The following is an 18,056-nucleotide window of genomic DNA, read 5'->3' on the forward strand; positions in this document are numbered from 1 at the left end:
TTATCATGATCGAGGACGAGGAAATAGATCTTCTTTTGAATGACGTATTTGAAATTTACGGTTATGATTTTGCCAATTATTCCAGGGCATCATTGAAAAGACGTATCATAAGATTATTTGCGCTCGATAAGTTTCCAAGCTTCGCGGAGCTGCGTTATCGGGTGCGTACAGAAGAAGATTATTTGAAGCGGTTTATTGAAGAAATTACAGTGAATGTGACAGAAATGTTTCGGGATCCGTCTTTTTACAAAGTATTACGAACGGAAATTCTTCCGGTTTTAGGCACAAAACCGTTTATCCGGATCTGGCATGCAGGCTGTTCAACGGGTGAAGAAGTTTTCTCCATGGCTATATTATTGCAAGAAGCTAACTTGCTTAAAAAATCATTACTATATGCAACAGACCTCAATCCCAGCGTTTTAGAAAAAGTCAGAAAAGGAATTTTTCCTCTAAACCAAATGAAGCAATATTCCGAAAGTTATATAGCTTCGGGGGGAACAAAGGATTTTTCCACCTATTATACCGCCAATTACGGACAGGCGAAATTGAATGAAGATTTATCTGAAAAAATTATTATTTCAACACACAACCTTGTTTCTGATAGTTCTTTTAATGAATTTGACCTGATTCTTTGTCGAAATGTCCTCATCTATTTTGATAAGGATTTACAGGAAAGAGCTTTGAAATTATTTGATGAAAGTTTGGGAGTACTTGGATATCTCGCGTTGGGATCAAAAGAAACTTTGAAATTTTCAACAATCCAGGCACGGTATAAGCAATTGGATAAGGAAAAAATATGGAAGAAAACGATGTAAAAAATAGGTTCAAAGCCGTTGTCATTGGTGGTTCAGCCGGCAGTTTGTCCGTTTTGTTTGAAGTTTTTCCTGCCTTAAATCCTAGGTTGAATGTTGCGATAATTTTGGTTTTGCACCGTAAATACTCCGGAGACTCGTCCTTATCTGATCTGCTTTCGACCAAAACATCATTGCCTACAAAAGAAATTGACGATAAAGATCCCATTCTTCCCGGTCACATCTATCTCGCTCCTGCGGACTACCATTCGTTGATCGAAAAAAATTATTCCTTTTCACTGGATGTTTCGGAGAAAATAAATTTTAGTCGGCCTAGTCTGGATGTTACTTTTGAATCAGCTGCGGATACCTTTGGCCCTTCACTTGTTGCCATTCTTTTATCAGGCTCAAATGATGATGGAACGGCCGGGTTAAAAACAGTAAAAGAGGCCGGCGGGTTTATAATCGCGCAAAAGCCCGAAACTGCACAAATGCCATATATGCCCCAAAACGCCATTAATAATCTTGAAATAGATTTGATACTGGATTCAAAAGAAATTAGTGACTTTATTAATATGCTGAATCAATAAAGTCACCGGGTGCACCTTTATTTTCTTTCCATCGCAATTTCCGAATAGACCTATTTTTGAGCTTACATCAAATAATAAGAAAACTCTAATCAGTTTTTCTTAGAGCGTAGTGTGCTGTTGATTTTTTCATTTAAAATACGGATCTGTTTTAAATTTTTCCGGATTGTTTTTTGTAAAAAAAATCAGCATCCGAATGGATTTATACCCAAATACCAATGAACCAGACATGGCAAATTAGCATCACAAAAAATAGTTTTGTATCCATAGTATATTCCCATAAATTATGGTCTTAAATTGATCGAAATATTATTTTTGATTTAAATATTGTCACCATAACAATTCAGGCATTCATTCATCGTGTACCTTTTTAACAATTAAAAATGGATTTCAAAACCACATTAGAAAACATCTTTGTCGAGGCAAAGGATGTTCCTGCCGAATTTTCCCTGCCTTCGGAAATTCACCAGCGGGAATATCTTAGTAATGGAGAAATGAAACAGTGGAACGGACAGGTTCATGAAGTATATTCACCTATTTGTATCAAAACGGAAAATGGTCTGGAAAGAAAACTGATAGGAAGTTATCCGATTTGTACCGAAAACGAAGCTCAGGCTTCTTTGGAAGCGGCAGTTGAGGCTTACGACAATGGCCGCGGTGAATGGCCGATCATGAGCGTTGAAGAGCGTATCAACCACGTGGAGAAATTCACAGGCAAAATGATTGAGCAAAAAGACATTATCGTGAAGCTCATTATGTGGGAAATCGGAAAATCCTTTGCGGATTCTACAAAAGAATTTGACCGTACCGTTGAATATATTTACGCTACCATTGATTCTCTGAAACATCTGGACAGAGATTCGTCCGGTTTTGAAATTGTTGATGGCATTGCCGCGCAGATTCGCAGGTCGCCTTTGGGTGTTGTTTTGTGTATGGGGCCGTTTAATTATCCTTTGAACGAAACCTTTACAACGCTGATTCCGGCATTGATTATGGGCAATACAATTTTGTTCAAACCTCCAAAATTCGGCACTTTGTTGCACTATCCTTTGCAGGAAGCTTTCCGGGATTGTTTTCCAAAAGGTGTCGTAAACGTAATTTATGGCCGTGGAAATGCAATTGTTCCTGGTTTGATGCAATCCGGAAAAATCAACGTATTAACCCTTATTGGATCTAGTAAAGTTGCGAATGAATTAAAAAAACAGCATCCAAAAGTAAACCGCCTTCGTGCCGTTTTGGGTCTGGATGCCAAAAACGCTGCCATTGTTACGGCTCATGCCGATATTCCTTTGGCTGTGAAGGAGATAATTACCGGCTCACTTTCTTTTAACGGGCAGCGCTGTACTGCTTTAAAAATTGTATTGGTACACCGAAGTATTGCTGATGAATTTATCAAACAGTTTAATGTTGCCGTCGGGCAGTTGAAATTTGGTATGCCTTGGGAGAAAGGCGTTTCGCTTACACCGTTACCCGAACCTAATAAAATTGATTATCTAAACGAATGTATCGCGGACGCGGAAAAATTTGGAGCCCGTATCATGAATGAAAACGGCGGTACTTCCGTTGCTTCATTCTTTTATCCGGCAGTTGTTTATCCTGTAAATGATCAGATGAAATTATATCATGAAGAACAATTCGGGCCAATAATTCCTGTTGTTCCTTTTGATGATCTGGAAGAAACGATCGATTTCCTGATTGCTTCTACTCACGGTCAGCAGGTTAGCATATTCAGCAACAATGCTAAGGAAGTTTCCTGGCTTATTGATCCGCTTGTAAATCTGGTGAGCCGTGTCAACATTAATACACAATCACAGCGAGGCCCTGATGCTTTTCCGTTTACGGGACGCAAAGACAGCGCAGAAGGTACATTGTCTATTCCTGATGCAATTCGTTCTTTTTCAATACGTTCGCTTGTTGCATTTAAAATGAATGACAGTAATAACCAGCTGATCAATGAAATAGTAAGAGAAAACAGTTCTAATTTTTTAAGTACGAAGTTTATTTTTTAAAATTCAGTAGTTATTCAGTTTTATTGATCTAGCCTCCGGAATCTTACTTTTACATTCATTTGAAAAAGGATTTCCGGAGGTTTTTATCAAATTTAGATAATTTAGATTTAATCAAAACGACTGTCAATTTTGCCAGTTGGTGCCATCAGGATATTTGTAAAGTGTTGAAATAAAATATTTTACAAAATGCTTTTTTTCTTCCAATTCTTTAATATCTTATCAAATAGAACCAATATCTAATTTTTTTTTACATTTTACCACTAAAAACACTAATTATAATGATAGTTTGTGTTATAGATATAAGGGCATTCCTATATTTGCAAATATTCACAAAATTGAAAGTCAGACTTTTGGCTTAAATGGAATGTCAGGATTACCAGTAAGTCTAAATCACTGAAATCAGTGATAAGATTATTAAAAATGAAATGTTTAACAAAGCCGTTACTACCATGGACCAGGATACGAAGTTAAGTGCAGATTATATTGATTCTCAAATAGGAAATGTGATAGAATACTACGATCGCTGGGAATTCGGGGAAGAGCCCTTTTTCGGTAAAGCGCGTATTAAAGGTCTGGCAGATGATGAGTTTGGGAAATTGAGAATTATCTGTGAAGTTTTGGAAGGAAGTGACCTTGAATTGGCTTACGAAGAAGAAGACAATTTTGTCCATTCAGATAACCGTCCGATTTATGCCGGCGCACCTCCTTTTGAAATTTACTCTGCCAACTGGGTTACCACAGATGGGAAAAAGAAAAAACAAACGTTTATCTCCCTGCCAAATGAAAATGCACGGGCTTATGCAGCTCAGTTGACCAATAGTAAAGTTGTTGTGAAACGCATCTACTAACAAAAAAACGCCAACTTCTTTCAATATGAAAGAAGTTGGCTACCTTAAAATTTCCTTTTTCAGGCAGGTATCAACATAAGCTGATTAAATTCATTTTCTGCCAATTGTACTTGCTTACGGCTTATGCCGCTGTATAATAAAATAAGCTCCCTCCCCTGTTCTTTTGTAACTGTCTGTAATTTCCAATATTTTGGATGACTAATACCAATGGGAGCCCGAAACGATTTTTCTCCCGGTTCCCTTATCAGAATTTCGTAATCAGTTTTTAATTTTTGCGTGGTAGGAAGATAAGTCGCCCCGAAGATTACTTTAACCTCCCGGCGATTTTTCAGAGTGAAAAGTTTTTCATGTGTCATGACTATTCTTTCTTTTTTTATAACAATATAAAGTTACCCTATTAACGTTCTATACTTGAAAATTGTTTCGATTTTTTATTAAAAAGTTATTAAACGTAAGGCCATAGTTAAAAACGGCAACAGAATTGAGACGGTAATGCTTGTCAAACGTCACACAAATTATTAATTCCAATAAAAATTAATCTATCCTTACTAAATTTTATTCAATGAAAATCCTGCTTACTGGTGCCACAGGTTATATAGGCAAAAGATTGTTGCCCGTTTTGATAGAAAACGGCCACCAGGTAATTTGCTGTGTACGTGATAAAGGCAGATTTACGATACCAGAAAATTCAGGAAATCAGGTCACCGTTATTGAAGCCGATTTTCTTAATCCGGATACACTTACTGAAATCCCGGAAGATTTGGACGGAGCCTATTACTTAATTCATTCCATGTCATCCAATTCTAAGGATTTTGCCAAACTAGAAGATGAGTCTGCCGAAAATTTCCGGAATCGTATGGATCAAACCCAGGTAAAACACATCGTTTATCTGAGCGGGATTATTAACGATCATAATTTGTCAAAACACCTGGCTTCCAGGAAAAATGTAGAAGATATTCTTGCAGCCGGAAAATATCATTTTACAACGTTAAGGGCAGGAATCATCATCGGATCTGGCAGTGCCTCATTCGAGATTATAAGAGATCTGATTGAAAAACTGCCCGTAATGATTACACCAAAATGGCTTCAGACAAAGTCGCAGCCCATTGGAATCCGGGATGTGATCACCATGCTTGAAAAAGTGCTCTTTAATGGTGAAACTTTTGGAGAAAGTTTTGACATTGGCGGACCTGATATTCTAACTTACAAACAGATGCTGCTGGAATTTGCAGAAATCAGAAATTTGAAACGTTTCATTATAACGTTACCAGTACTTACACCGAAATTATCTTCATACTGGCTGTATTTTGTGACTTCCACTACGTTTTCATTAGCAAAAAAACTGGTAGACAGTATGACCGTTGAAGTGATCTGCAGGGACAATAGGCTATCAGAATTACTTCATATCAAACCCATGAGTTATCACGAGGCTATTGCTGCGGCTTTTACAAAAATTGAACAAAATGCAATTATTTCAAGCTGGAAAGATTCCCTGATTAGTGGAAGGATCAATACACGACTCACGCAATATGTACAGGTTCCGGTTGATGGCTGCTTCAAGGATATTAAGAAATTCCCAATCCGGGATATTAAAACTGTTGAATCAAGAATATGGCAAATAGGCGGACAAACGGGCTGGTACTATGCAACCTGGCTTTGGCAACTTCGCGGGTATTTTGATAAACTGGCAGGAGGTGTTGGCATGCGCCGGGGAAGAACGTCGGCTATTGATGTTCATTCCGGAGACACGCTTGATTTCTGGCGCGTTTTACTGGCCGACAAAAAACAGGGGCGATTATTATTATTTGCAGAAATGAAACTTCCCGGGGAAGCATGGCTGGAATTCTGCATCAACGGAAATGAATTAACACAAACAGCAACATTCCGTCCGAAAGGCCTTTACGGAAGACTTTACTGGTATTCTTCTATGCCTTTTCACTTTTTTATATTCAAAGGAATGATCACGGCGATCACAAAATAAAAGCTTCGGGTAACAAAACCCAAAGCCTTTATTCCTCATTACAAACACCCAATCTCAAATTATTTTTTCAGTTCTTTAATTTCAAACTGAACTTCCTGTAACATTTTAAGCAACTGCTGCATATCCGTCTGTGGTTCAGGAAGTTGTTTACTATGGAAACTATAATACTCCCATAATTCCAGAACTTCGGATACCGGAACTGTATAAGCAAAATATTGTTTGTTGAAAGATTGCAAAAGCATCGTCCCGTCTTCATTAATTGTAACTTGCTTGAAAACAAAATCCTGCTCTCCTTTCAAAATGACAATACATGGCGTTTCATTTTTTAGCATCCGCCAATCCTGAACATACCGCGTGATGATATCGCTGCCTTCCGGTACCGGAAGCATAGAATCTCCGATGGTAGGAAACATTCTGAAAGTACCGTTTTTCGGCAAATTCGGAAGATTAAAGCGAGGCAATCCAGCCAGGAATTCAGGATCGCTATATCCTGAACGATATCCGGCTTTTGCTTTTACCGGAACATATTCTACATTTTCTTTCTCATCTTTATCCACGGTAATAGCCAGCACCCGGATCTTACTTCCGGACATATAAGCCTGGCTTCCTTCCTCCAGGTCTTTCAGTTTTTGCTCGCTGAGTTTTGACAGATCCATCTTCAAAAGACAATCTATACTCATCTTGAATAACCCTGAGGTATTCACAAGATCTTCTACCGTTGGGTTGACGGTTCTTCCACTTTCATGCGCATTAAGCTTCACACGCGAAATCCCAAGCTTTTCGGCTAGCACCTCCTGGCTCATTTTTCCTCGCAGCCGTAAATGCTTAATGTTTCCTGACCAAAATATTTGTTGCGTCTCCATAACGGTATGATACTTTTGAAATCAATCAGTAGATATTTTCAATATCAAATGTAATGACTTTTTGAATAAAACATACAAAACCTGATATTTTTTTTTCTGTATTTTATTTCAAACCAATAAGTTAATGTCCGGCTACAAAATTTACGGCAACAATAGCCCGTATTTGAACACGATTAACTTTTATTTAAAGAATTTCCACAAAACATTACAAAAATCATTTTGTTTAACTATTTTTGAAAAACATTAAACAAAATGGCTTTATACTCTATCAAGGATCTTGAACGGATCAGCAACCAAAAGGCGCATACCATTCGTATCTGGGAGCAGCGTTACGGTTTACTTGAACCAGAGAGAACAGAAACCAATATTCGGTTTTATGACGACAATCAGTTAAAAAAGCTACTGAATGTTTGTACCTTGATGAGCAGGGGTATGAAAATTTCGCATATCAGTAAACTTAGTAAGCCAGAAATGGATATTGAGATGGATAAGATTATTGCGGAATCATTTCATAGTGAAAAAGACATAGAAGTTATTATTAATCAGGTGATTATTTCTCAGTCTACTTACGATGAAATACTTTTTGAAGATATTTTCTCAAACGCCATAACCCATTTTGGTTTGGCTAAAACTTATACCAAGATCATTTACCCCCTACTTGTAAGGACAGGATTAATGTGGATTAAGGATGACCTTTTGCCAGCTCAGGAACACTTTTTGTCTAATCTTATTAAGCAAAAAATTTTCAGCGCTATCGATTCGCTTCCTTTGCCAAAAGATGCAGACCAAAGCTGGATTCTATTCCTGAACGAGTCTGAAGATCACGAAATCGGGCTTCTTTTCGCAAATTATCTGATTCGCCAACATGGAAAAAAAGTGATTTATCTTGGGCAGCGAGTTCCATATAATGACTTAGCCGACGTGGTGGAACAATGCAAACCAACACACATTTATTCCTTTTTTGTAAGAAATCAATATGAAAACGAACTTTCAGAATTGATCATAAAATTATCAGGTGATTTCAAATCCACCGTGATCTGTATTTCGGGAGGCGATAACAACATCCAGAAAATTGCAGCGGATAACAACATCGTGCAGATTAATACAATTGACAGTCTTATTGAAATTTTAACAAAACCTAATGCTTAACCCTACTGGTAAAATAATAAACAAGGATGTTGCTGTGATCGGTTCAGGATTTGCCGGGATGGCAGCCGCTGCCTTGCTGGCAGGGAACGGAACAAGCGTCACAGTGTTTGAAAAAAATGCGAATATTGGTGGGCGCGCAAGATCCTTTGAAAGTAATGGATTTGTTTTTGACATGGGGCCAAGCTGGTACTGGATGCCTGACGTTTTCGAAAATTATTTCAATTTATTTGGTAAAACTACATCCGATTTCTACGAATTAAATAAACTGGATCCGGGATTTGCAGTCGTTTTCGGGAATAGTGAGGTCATGGATATTCCGGCTGATTTCGACGAAATCAGTGAATTATTTGAAAGTATTGAAACCGGAAGTGGTCCGAAACTGAGAAAATTCATTGAAGAAGGTGAATTCAAATACCGGGTTGGAATGGGTGAAATGGTATTTAAGCCAGGTCACTCCATATCTGAATTTTTTAGTTTGAAATTGTTTAAAGATGCATTGCAAATCCAGTTATTTTCATCTTTTAGCGATCATGTAAGAAAATATTTCAAGGATCCCAGATTGCTTGCAATTATAGAATTTCCTGTTCTTTTTCTGGGTGCAATGCCGAAAGATACGCCAGCCCTGTATAGTTTGATGAATTTTGCGGGTTTAAAGCAAGGTACGTTTTATCCGATGGGAGGTTTTGGAAAAGTTGCTGATGCCTTTAAAATTATTGCTGAAAATGAGGGAGTTAATTTCAAAACTTCTCATATTGTTGAATCATTAGAAATGAATGCAAACGCGATAAGTCATTTGCACGCTAACGGTAACAGCCATAAGGTAGATGCCATTATTGGCAGTGCCGATTACCACCATATCGAAAACGATCTACTTCCGGAATATCTTCGGTCTTATGATGATTCTTATTGGTCCAAAAGAACATTCGCTCCATCTTGTCTGCTTTTTTATCTTGGTGTAGATAAAAAAATAAGCAAGCTGAGACATCATAATTTATTTTTTGATGAAGATTTTGAACAGCATGCGGTTGAAATTTATAAAGAAAAAAAATGGCCGGCGAACCCTCTTTTTTACGTCTGTTGTCCCTCCAAAACAGACCCATCCGTAGCCCCGGCAGGAAGCGAGAATATTTTTATTTTAATGCCAATTGCAATAGGACTTAATGATTCCGAAGAAATCAGAGAAGAATATTATAACGTGCTGATGAAACGGCTTGAAAAGTTTGCTGGCGAAGATATCCACAGCCATGTCGTCTATAAGAGAAGTTATTGCGTTTCGAATTTCATTAATGACTACAACGCTTATAAAGGAAACGCCTACGGGCTTGCCAACACTTTAATGCAAACAGCAATTTTCAAACCAAAAATGAAAAGTAAGAAAGTAAAAAACCTTTACTATGCCGGACAGTTGACGGTACCGGGGCCCGGTGTTCCACCTTCCATTATTTCGGGACAAATTGCTGCAAAAGAACTTTTGAAATTCCTTAACAAATAATATATGAAAGTGATTTTTGATACCCTATCTGCTGAGTGCAGTAAGACCACCACCCGATTATATAGTACATCTTTTTCCCTTGGAATTCAGTTTCTTGATAAAAAATATCATGAGCCTATTTACGGAATTTATGGATTTGTGAGGCTGGCAGATGAAATCGTTGACAGCTTTCATGAATACGACAAGGAATTTCTGATGCAAAAAATCAGAAGTGAGACCATGGAAGCTATCGCAATGAAAATCAGCATTAATCCTATCCTGAACAGTTTTCAAAATGTTGTGCATACATACAAAATTGAGTGGGCGCTTATAGACACTTTTCTCAAAAGTATGGAGATGGATCTTTACCAAAAAGAACACACAGAAGACTCTTACAATCAGTATGTTATGGGATCAGCCGAGGTAGTAGGACTTATGTGTCTTCGTGTGTTTACCAAAGGAGATCTGGTTGTTTATGACGAATTGAAACCTTATGCGATGAAACTTGGAGCAGCTTTTCAAAAGGTCAATTTCCTGAGAGATTTAATGGCTGATTACCAATTGCTAGGGAGAAATTATTTCCCGGAAGTAAATTTTCAGCATTTTTCTTTCAACGATAAAATGAACATTCAGAATGAAATCGATGCAGATTTTGAGGAAGCCTTAATTGGTATAAAACAATTACCTGCCGGTGCCAGACGAGGTGTTTATCTTGCTTATTTTTATTACAAAAAGTTGTTTTTGAGAATTAAAGAATTGCCACCGGAAAAAGTGATGACAGCCAGGGTCAGAATTCCTGACTATAACAAAATCGGATTAATGGTTCAGTCATTATTTAGGCATCAATTTGATCTTTTATGACAATAATTTGTTACAGAAAGTAGTAGTATAAACAGACATCTCAACATTATACTGCTTCTTCCAAATCCTAAATCTATTAACTAATGAATGACCACGTTGTCCTCGTCAATGAAAATGATGTTGAAATTGGTTTAATGCCAAAGCTGGAGGCGCATCAGAAAGGTGTTTTGCACCGGGCATTTTCAATTTTTATTTTCAATACAAACGGGGAATTGCTTCTGCAGCAACGCGCTTATGGAAAATACCACTCAGAAGGATTGTGGTCCAATACATGTTGCAGCCATCCTTTCCCGGATGAAAGTACATCAAATGCGGCCATAAGGCGCCTGAATGAAGAAATGGGCATTGATGCATCTTTAAATTTTCTGTATTCATTCCGGTATGAGGCTGGTCTTGATAACGGACTGACTGAGCATGAACTCGACCACGTTTTCTGGGGAATTACAGATAAAATTCCGGAAATAAATCCTGATGAGGTTTTAAATTATAAGTACATTTCGGAAGAAGACCTACGCACGGATATGCAAAAAAATCCTGCGCATTATACCGAATGGTTTAAGATCTGCCTCAATGAAGTTTTAGAAAGAATAAGAATTTAATTATTATATGAATCCTGTTATTATAAATATCCTGACAGTAGCTGTAACTTTTGTGGTAATGGAATGTGTGGCCTGGCTGGCGCATAAATATCTGATGCACGGTCTTTTCTGGTTTCTTCATCATGACCATCACCAAAGAGATGATAAGGATTTTTTTGAAAAAAACGACTACTTTTTTCTAATTTTCGCAACACCGGGAATACTACTTTTATTTTTCGGGCTTCAACAGAATTTCAGTATGTTGTTCTGGATCGGGACTGGAATTAGTTTATATGGAATGGCGTACTTTCTGGTACATGACATCTTCATTCACCAGCGTTTCAAAATTTTCAGAAATACGGATTCCTTTTATTTAAAAGCAATCCGGAAGGCGCATAAAGTCCATCATAAACATCTGGGAAAAGAAGAAGGAGAATGTTTTGGTATGTTATGGGTTTCATTCAAGTACTTTAAGGAAGCGAAGCAGTCAATGGCCAAGCAAAATAAGCTACAACGGCCTGTATAAGCACATTAAAATTTTTCCCCGTGGGTAAGGGTGATAAGCTTACGCATCAATCCGGGCGTTTTGCTCAATAATTTGAGAGCAAAGTGGGTAGTATTTTTCTTGCCAAATACATTCTGCAAATAATAACCGGCAATGATTCTGCTGTTGAAGGCGGTGTTCCAGGATTTTCTATATGCCGAGGAGACTTCTTCAATTGAACATTTATTGTCAAAATATTTAAGCAATTCTTTGGAAAGCAACTTTGAAGCTCTCATCCCCATGCTCATACCGTTTCCGCAAAGGGGCGTAATTGTGCCAGCTGCATCACCCAATAGAAAAAAAGAATCCCCTAGGTCAGTTTGCTTTTTTCGAAATTGAATGTTACTGATTACTAATGGATTAGAACTGACGAATTCTGATTTGGTAAAGTAGTTTTTTAAAAATGGATTTTTGTAAAGTACATTTTCTTCCATTGTTTTGATTTCCTTTCCGTTGTTCTGAAGATTTTCAGCGGTTGTCAGATAACACAGGCAATGCCAATCCTTATCAACTTTTGAAATACCGCAATAGCCATTTTTAAAGTTATGAAGCTCAATACGATTCTCCGCTAAATCGCTCTTAATATGATATTTGACACCAATATAATTTGTGCCTTTTCTATCATCATGACCATGATATTTTTCATTTTTTTGAATAAAAGAAGGAATATACTTTCCATAGCTTCCGCAAATAATTGACGCCTGGAATTTCCCAATCGTTGTGTCAATTTCCTGAAATTGATTGTCAGACTTATGAACAGAATTAACTCTACAATTTTGATAAATTGATACCTTTTTGTCGATTGCCAGTTGATACAAATAATGATCAAGACTATATCTGCTAATACCGAAACCGCCCATTTCAAGACTTTGGTTGAGCATAAAACCGCGTTCAGAACTTATGCCCAGACTGTCAATGATGGGCAAATTGAAGGAACCAAGCGGCAGACCAAGTCCTGTAATAAAATCCCAGCTTTCCATGGAAATATATTCTCCGCAAACTTTATGAAAGGGATATTCATTTTTCTCTAACAAAACGACACTAATGCCTTGATCCGCAAGCTGAATGGCCAGGCATAATCCTGCCAAACCTCCACCAATTATAGCACAATCGTATATTTTATTCTCTGGTTCCATCAACAATAATTAAGTGCCGGAAAGCCCATTTATTTTTGACTGAATAATGAACGGCCACAGATTTTTCCAAAATTGAAATCCATTCTTTCTTTTTAAAACCTCTTAATACCGAAAGCGGAGCGTCATTTTTCACAAGGTAAGATTTTGAAAAAAAATAAGTTAGCACCTTGATCGAATAATAAGCAAGCCGATTTCTTTCCAGATCATTTATAACCAGAATTGATTTATTTTGAACTGCAAATCTTATCAGGGTCAAAATTTCATTTTCGGTAAGGTGGTGACAAAATAAGCAGGCATGGATAATGTCAATTTTTTTGATATGATTGTACATGTTTCTGTAATCATCACAAATGAATCGGATTCCGGTATTTTCAGGATTACTTTCTGCATATTTAATGCAAATTGGCTTCAAGTCAACACCATGTAAATCAATAGAATAACCCTGTTTCGTTCTCCACTTTTTGATTCGCTTTAACGTATCTCCTGCCCCACAACCTATATCTGTAAACGAGTAATGCATGGTTGGCTGTATTATGGATCTTAAAGCTGAAAAAGAAATTTGGTAGCCTCCAAGCCATTGATTAATAAAATCCAGTTCACGAAGATTTTGGAATAAATCATGTTCCGGAATTTCCTCCTGATCCAAAAGCTCTTTTCTGGTACTTCTCAACTTAAACATATTGCAGCTGCATGGTTTCAATGCTCAGCCCAGGACCAAAGGCAGCTGCGAAAAGTCTTTCACCGACCTTCGCACTTTCCGCTTTTTCCAATACCTTTTTCAGTACAAACAAAACAGTTGGAGAGGACATATTTCCATAATTTTTCAGGACATCATAGGTTTCCGTCAGCAAAGATTTATTAAGGCTCAATGCGGCAGCAAAGTCATCTACAATCTTCTTTCCACCGGGATGAATTGCCCAATGCTCTATTTGAGAAGGGATTAACCCAATCTTATCTAACATCGGTAGAATATTTTCCTTTATTAACCCAGGTACATAGGAAGTCAGGTTCATGATAAAACCTGTTTCCGATAACTGCCAGGCCATATCCCTGTATCCGTTATGGAGGATCATCGAATTGAACCTGTTAACCTGTACTCTTTTGAGATTATGCGTTTGCTTTGGTTGTGAAGTCATCATGACAGCAGCAGCGCCATCTCCAAAAATAAGATTGGAAAGGATATAATCGTCGTTGAATTTTTTCTGGAAGTGAATGGTGCATAATTCGGTACAAACGATCAGGACATTTGCATTTGGCAGACTTCTACATATTGAATCTGCACTTTTTAAAGCAATAATTGCCGCATTACATCCCATAAAATTAATGCTGCTACGCTCCGTTTCGGGATTCAGGTCAAGTTCTCTGATAAGCTCAATATCAAGGCCGGGAGCGAATAACCCTGTGCAGGTCACAGTAATTATATGCGTTATTTCCTTTTTTAGAGTTTCAATGTTATCAATTTTTTGAATGGCAGCAAGAGACAGCTGCGTAGCATTTTTTTTATAAAGCTTCATTCTTTCTGTGAGACCTGGCTCGACCGATGAAGTTTTTGAAAATAGTTCAAAATCAGCTGATTCTCCGTCAAAATCTTTCAGTACAGAATACCTTTTACTTATGCCGGTTTTCCCGGCAACGATTTTAATTTTACGCTTAAATATTTCGTCGTTTGTTGAATTCATATAAAAAGAACTCAACATTTCTTGCGAAAAACAATTTTCCGGAACTGCAGTCCCGATAGCGGTGATATAACTCAAAGGAAAAAATTGATAATAATGAGTACAAAGAAACAACTGTTCATACAAAGTGCCGCAATCCAGTTCATACGCATGGTATTTCTGAAATTTGCATTTTCCGTATTTTTATAAACCAGATAAAACCAGTAAAAAAAATACAAAACGATCGGTATGAAGAACAGCTGGATTATAAAAAAAATCATTCCAGAATCCTGGCTTTGAAAATATAAATAGTAAAAAAGATTACATAAGGCAAACATCAAGGCTGTAAAAATGAATGTCCCTTTATATCCAAGTTTGTAGCTCAATGTAATAATACCGTCACGGAGGTCTTGTTTGTGCTGGTATATTTGCGTAAGCGGGTAAGCACCAGCGATTTGAAAAGAACATCCTAAAAGAATGAAAATCGTATCACGGTTCAAAGGCATAGCATTTCCCGTGATACCGACAATCGACATATAGTAGGTAAAAGCCCCCTGAAAGATTGTTACAACCAGAAAGCCAACAACTGCATACTTTTTCAAACGGATTTGTTTCGAGCTGTAAGCCCGCGAAGCAACAATGTATAAAATTAAGCAAACTGAAAATAACTTACTTACAAAAAAATAAGCCAGCGAAACCGCCAGTGCGTCCAAAAATACGGTTAGATAAAAAAGGCTTTCCGTGGGCATGGGAGGCTTTTCAATTCCGCCAATACTGTCTTCGTCCTTGTCAATATAACTATTATACCCATTACTGGCCGGATATATCAAAAAATGGATAATGAAAAAGGAAAGAGAGGCCTGCAAATAAGATATGTTTCTTGCCTGACTAAATGCAAACAAAAACAGGGGCATGAGGAAAAAAGAGAATGGAATCCTCAGAAGTTTTATCGTATTTTTATCAATTTGCATGGAGGAATTTATACATCAATATAAATCAATATACGCACAAAATACGTGCTGGATTACTTTTTTGAAAAAACTATTTGAACAGGTTGGCGAATTGAATAAAATCGTCAGTTAAGATCAAAAATATAACCAGGAAAAGATTGTAAAAAGTGGTTATGGAACCGTAATTAAGAAAAGTATTTTTCAAAGGTGATACTAACAAGGCTTAAATCTGAGGAAATGCATTAAAATCTCTTCTTTTTCTGAAAAGAATTTTAAAGCCCAGAGCACAACCAAAACTCATTAAAACCAATGCGAGCCATAAACTGTTATAACCCCAGTTCGCGGCGATAAAACCGCCACCAGCCGGTCCAATAATCTGTGCGACGGCCCAGGACATGGAGTATGCAGCGGAGTATTTCCCACGATTCGATTCCGTAGCCCTGCTCATGATCATTGTGCTGATATATGGTAAAGTGAGCATTTCCCCCATTGTAAAAAATAAAACAGCAGCCGCCGCTATAATTACAGGCGCCACACCTGGAACGATAAGAAACAGGAAGGCAAAAGCAGTTAATATTATGCCAGAAATAATATAAAACGCATCAGTTTTCCGGCTACCCAGATTCTGGATCAGTACCATTTCAAAAAGTGCTATAATCACACCATTCATCCCTAACAAAATACCGATCGTAGATTCACCGATTTTCCACTGCTCTTTCCAGTAAACCGGAACAAGACGAAAAATCAGAACAAATGCAATCATGTAAATCGTTACCAAAACAATAAATCGCACGAAAAACATGTCCTGCCAAGGAGATTGGCCGATTAAAGATTCTTTTTCTTCTAAGGTCTTTTCCTTGATTTTTTCTCCTTTTGGTAACAAAACCAATATGAGAATTCCCGCCAAAGTATAAACGACGCCATCAACCCAAAACAATAAATGATAGTCTATGGCTGCAAGCAAACCACCCACAGATGTCCCAAAGCCAAACCCGACGTTGGTAGCCAGCCGGTTTAAGGCGTAAGATCTTGTCAGGTTTTCGGGTGATGAATAGGATGCAACGGCCGTATTATTGGCGGGCCTGAATCCTTCAACAAAAAAACTTAAAATAACGGTTAAAGCACAGAGCACATTGAAATCATCAATGTGCCCAAAGATCGCAAACATGGTTCCGCTTAAAACCAAACTTATTACCTGAACCGGACGAAAACCGATTTTATCCGTAAAATAACCGCCCGCCAAAGCGCCCAGCACAGAGCCAACGCCGAAAAGTGTTATAATTAAACCCGCATCCGCAATGCTCCTATGCATACTTTGGGTGATGTACATACTCATAAAAGGCACGGCCATATAACCGCAGCGATTAATGAGAATCACCAGACTCAATAGCCAGGTTTCTCTGCTCAGTCCACTAAATGAAACTTTATAATTTTGTATAATTTTTTGAACCATAAACCGAAAATTTCTGAAACCGGAAACTACAAAAACGGATACATTCACCAACAGTTATGCAATCGGCTGCGTTCCTTACTTTAACACAATATTACAGGAGGTTGATTATTAATAGCAATCCTACATTTTCCTCAGCTTATTTTGCCGTTCGTAAAAATAAATGATGATCCGCATTCAAGCCGTGCAACCTTTGTTTTATTGCATGCATCTGTTGTTCAGGCAAAAGAAACACTCCAATAAAATATTAGCCATGAAAGGAAAACAATTATTTGATCATTATCAGTCTGTTGCTCAGATCAATGGTTTCGGTTCCGAAGAATTTCTATACGGAAATCTGTTGTACCAGGCACTGAAAATTGAAGGAGAAGAGAAAATTTTCCAACTTTTGGAAGTAGCCGAAGAAACTGGAAAAAGAATTGGACTGGAATACCCTATGGAATCAATTCATAGCTATCCGCAACCAGACAAAGTTGTTCTGGTTTAACAAGCCGATTGAAAGAGCAAAAAAATACCGGCATCTGAAATTTTCAGATGCCGGTATTTTTTCATTTCCATCATTATTTTATTGATACAGGAACTTCTGTATTTTCCCAACGCAGAACAAATCCTTTTGGCGTTACTTCATAAACCAGTTTTTCAGTCATTGAAGCACTTTTAGCAGGTTTTGCCTTTACGCTCAAAACATCCTTTGCAGTATCTTTTGTGGTATCCCCGGTACGTTTAATCCCCCATTGTCCAACTTCTGAATTAAAGAAAAATGTCCATTCGCTTTCACCAGGTTGAGCATATAAGCTATACTTTCCTGCCGGAAGTGATTTACCATCGATTTTGATCGCTTTATCAGTCTCGAAAATCGTAGCTTCGTTGGCACCCGCTCTCCATACTTTGTCGAAAGGAACAAGATCACCAAATATCTTCCGTCCCTTTACCGAAGGGCTTGAATAATTAATCGTAATGGTTGCCCCGTCAACTTTTCCCGTTGCCGTCTGAGGCTGACTTGGCCGACTCGCTTTGTCTTGCTGCGCCCAAACAAGTGACGAAATAAGCATGGCTGTCATTGTCAGAACAATTCCTTTTGTGATGAATCCAGATTTCATTTTTGCTAAATTTTCGTTTAAATAAATTTTCAACAATTTAAGTCTGAGTACTTTCCAGACAATTTCCCGACTAAAATAAACAA

At 37.7% G+C, this 18,056-nt stretch carries 19 protein-coding genes; 11 read left to right on the top strand and 8 right to left on the bottom strand.

Annotation, left to right across the window (positions count from 1 at the left end):
* Window positions 1-5: 5 nt before the first annotated feature.
* The 4 genes from FZF08_RS21375 to FZF08_RS21390 all read left to right on the top strand — a co-directional run bounded on the left by FZF08_RS21375 (window position 6) and on the right by FZF08_RS21390 (window position 4,235).
* Window positions 6-815 carry a protein-glutamate O-methyltransferase CheR gene (locus tag FZF08_RS21375; RefSeq protein WP_159473050.1) on the top strand — a complete coding sequence of 270 codons (810 nt, stop codon included), beginning with the start codon at window positions 6-8 and terminating at the stop codon, window positions 813-815.
* Window positions 797-1,381 (top strand): chemotaxis protein CheB, encoded by a 585-nt coding sequence (locus FZF08_RS21380; protein WP_159473055.1) that lies wholly within the window; start codon window positions 797-799, stop codon window positions 1,379-1,381. The genes FZF08_RS21375 and FZF08_RS21380 overlap by 19 nt, the downstream gene beginning before the upstream one ends.
* A 380-nt stretch (window positions 1,382-1,761) precedes the next feature.
* On the top strand, window positions 1,762-3,387 hold the full coding sequence (locus FZF08_RS21385; protein WP_159473058.1) for an NADP-dependent glyceraldehyde-3-phosphate dehydrogenase: 1,626 nt from the start codon (window positions 1,762-1,764) through the stop codon (window positions 3,385-3,387).
* A gap of 425 nt (window positions 3,388-3,812) precedes the next feature.
* Window positions 3,813-4,235 carry a hypothetical protein gene (locus FZF08_RS21390; RefSeq protein WP_229216636.1) on the top strand — a complete coding sequence of 141 codons (423 nt, stop codon included), beginning with the start codon at window positions 3,813-3,815 and terminating at the stop codon, window positions 4,233-4,235.
* Between the two features lie 59 nt (window positions 4,236-4,294).
* Here FZF08_RS21390 and FZF08_RS21395 read toward each other — a convergent pair whose 3' ends face one another.
* Entirely contained in the window at window positions 4,295-4,591 is a 297-nt protein-coding gene (locus FZF08_RS21395; RefSeq protein ID WP_159473061.1) for a hypothetical protein, read from the bottom strand.
* Window positions 4,592-4,797: 206 nt separating this feature from the next.
* Between FZF08_RS21395 and FZF08_RS21400 the strand changes: the two genes are divergently transcribed.
* Window positions 4,798-6,216, top strand: a complete 1,419-nt coding sequence (locus FZF08_RS21400) for an SDR family oxidoreductase (RefSeq protein WP_159473064.1) — start codon at window positions 4,798-4,800, stop codon at window positions 6,214-6,216.
* A gap of 59 nt (window positions 6,217-6,275) precedes the next feature.
* Here the strand turns inward: FZF08_RS21400 and FZF08_RS21405 are convergent, their stop codons facing one another.
* Complete coding sequence (locus tag FZF08_RS21405; RefSeq protein WP_159473067.1) at window positions 6,276-7,079, bottom strand: helix-turn-helix domain-containing protein; 804 nt, start codon at window positions 7,077-7,079, stop codon at window positions 6,276-6,278.
* 252 nt (window positions 7,080-7,331) lie between these two features.
* On the opposite strand from FZF08_RS21405, the gene FZF08_RS21410 reads away from it, so the two are divergent.
* From FZF08_RS21410 to FZF08_RS21430, 5 genes are all read left to right on the top strand, one after another.
* Window positions 7,332-8,228 carry a MerR family transcriptional regulator gene (locus FZF08_RS21410; protein ID WP_159473070.1) on the top strand — a complete coding sequence of 299 codons (897 nt, stop codon included), beginning with the start codon at window positions 7,332-7,334 and terminating at the stop codon, window positions 8,226-8,228.
* On the top strand, window positions 8,221-9,720 hold the full coding sequence (locus FZF08_RS21415; protein ID WP_159473073.1) for an NAD(P)/FAD-dependent oxidoreductase: 1,500 nt from the start codon (window positions 8,221-8,223) through the stop codon (window positions 9,718-9,720). Before FZF08_RS21410 ends, FZF08_RS21415 begins: the two co-directional genes overlap by 8 nt.
* A gap of 3 nt (window positions 9,721-9,723) precedes the next feature.
* Entirely contained in the window at window positions 9,724-10,560 is an 837-nt protein-coding gene (locus FZF08_RS21420) for a phytoene/squalene synthase family protein (RefSeq protein ID WP_159473075.1), read from the top strand.
* A gap of 83 nt (window positions 10,561-10,643) precedes the next feature.
* Complete coding sequence (gene idi / locus FZF08_RS21425) at window positions 10,644-11,159, top strand: isopentenyl-diphosphate Delta-isomerase (protein WP_159473077.1); 516 nt, start codon at window positions 10,644-10,646, stop codon at window positions 11,157-11,159.
* Between the two features lie 7 nt (window positions 11,160-11,166).
* Window positions 11,167-11,664 carry a sterol desaturase family protein gene (locus tag FZF08_RS21430; protein ID WP_159473079.1) on the top strand — a complete coding sequence of 166 codons (498 nt, stop codon included), beginning with the start codon at window positions 11,167-11,169 and terminating at the stop codon, window positions 11,662-11,664.
* A 5-nt stretch (window positions 11,665-11,669) separates the two neighbouring features.
* On the opposite strand, the gene FZF08_RS21435 is transcribed toward FZF08_RS21430, so the two are convergent.
* The 5 genes from FZF08_RS21435 to FZF08_RS21450 form a co-directional block, all read right to left on the bottom strand.
* On the bottom strand, window positions 11,670-12,818 hold the full coding sequence (locus tag FZF08_RS21435) for an NAD(P)/FAD-dependent oxidoreductase (protein WP_159473081.1): 1,149 nt from the start codon (window positions 12,816-12,818) through the stop codon (window positions 11,670-11,672).
* Window positions 12,802-13,497, bottom strand: a complete 696-nt coding sequence (locus FZF08_RS21440; protein ID WP_159473083.1) for a methyltransferase domain-containing protein — start codon at window positions 13,495-13,497, stop codon at window positions 12,802-12,804. The genes FZF08_RS21435 and FZF08_RS21440 overlap by 17 nt, the downstream gene beginning before the upstream one ends.
* Window positions 13,490-14,515, bottom strand: a complete 1,026-nt coding sequence (locus tag FZF08_RS31850; protein WP_229216647.1) for a type III polyketide synthase — start codon at window positions 14,513-14,515, stop codon at window positions 13,490-13,492. Before FZF08_RS31850 ends, FZF08_RS21440 begins: the two co-directional genes overlap by 8 nt.
* A gap of 53 nt (window positions 14,516-14,568) precedes the next feature.
* Window positions 14,569-15,444, bottom strand: a complete 876-nt coding sequence (locus FZF08_RS31855) for a UbiA family prenyltransferase (protein ID WP_229216637.1) — start codon at window positions 15,442-15,444, stop codon at window positions 14,569-14,571.
* A 202-nt stretch (window positions 15,445-15,646) separates the two neighbouring features.
* The gene (locus tag FZF08_RS21450) at window positions 15,647-16,876 is read right to left on the bottom strand and encodes an MFS transporter (RefSeq protein WP_159473085.1); all 1,230 of its coding nucleotides are present in this window, start codon (window positions 16,874-16,876) and stop codon (window positions 15,647-15,649) included.
* A 250-nt stretch (window positions 16,877-17,126) separates the two neighbouring features.
* Here FZF08_RS21450 and FZF08_RS21455 point away from each other — a divergent pair, with 250 nt between their 5' ends.
* Window positions 17,127-17,360, top strand: coding sequence for a hypothetical protein (locus FZF08_RS21455; protein ID WP_159473088.1), 234 nt, complete (start codon window positions 17,127-17,129; stop codon window positions 17,358-17,360).
* Window positions 17,361-17,433: 73 nt separating this feature from the next.
* Here FZF08_RS21455 and FZF08_RS21460 read toward each other — a convergent pair whose 3' ends face one another.
* On the bottom strand, window positions 17,434-17,973 hold the full coding sequence (locus tag FZF08_RS21460; RefSeq protein WP_159473091.1) for a DUF2911 domain-containing protein: 540 nt from the start codon (window positions 17,971-17,973) through the stop codon (window positions 17,434-17,436).
* Window positions 17,974-18,056 lie beyond the last annotated feature (83 nt).

Source organism: Dyadobacter sp. 3J3 (genome assembly GCF_009801115.1).
GTDB lineage: Bacteria > Bacteroidota > Bacteroidia > Cytophagales > Spirosomataceae > Dyadobacter.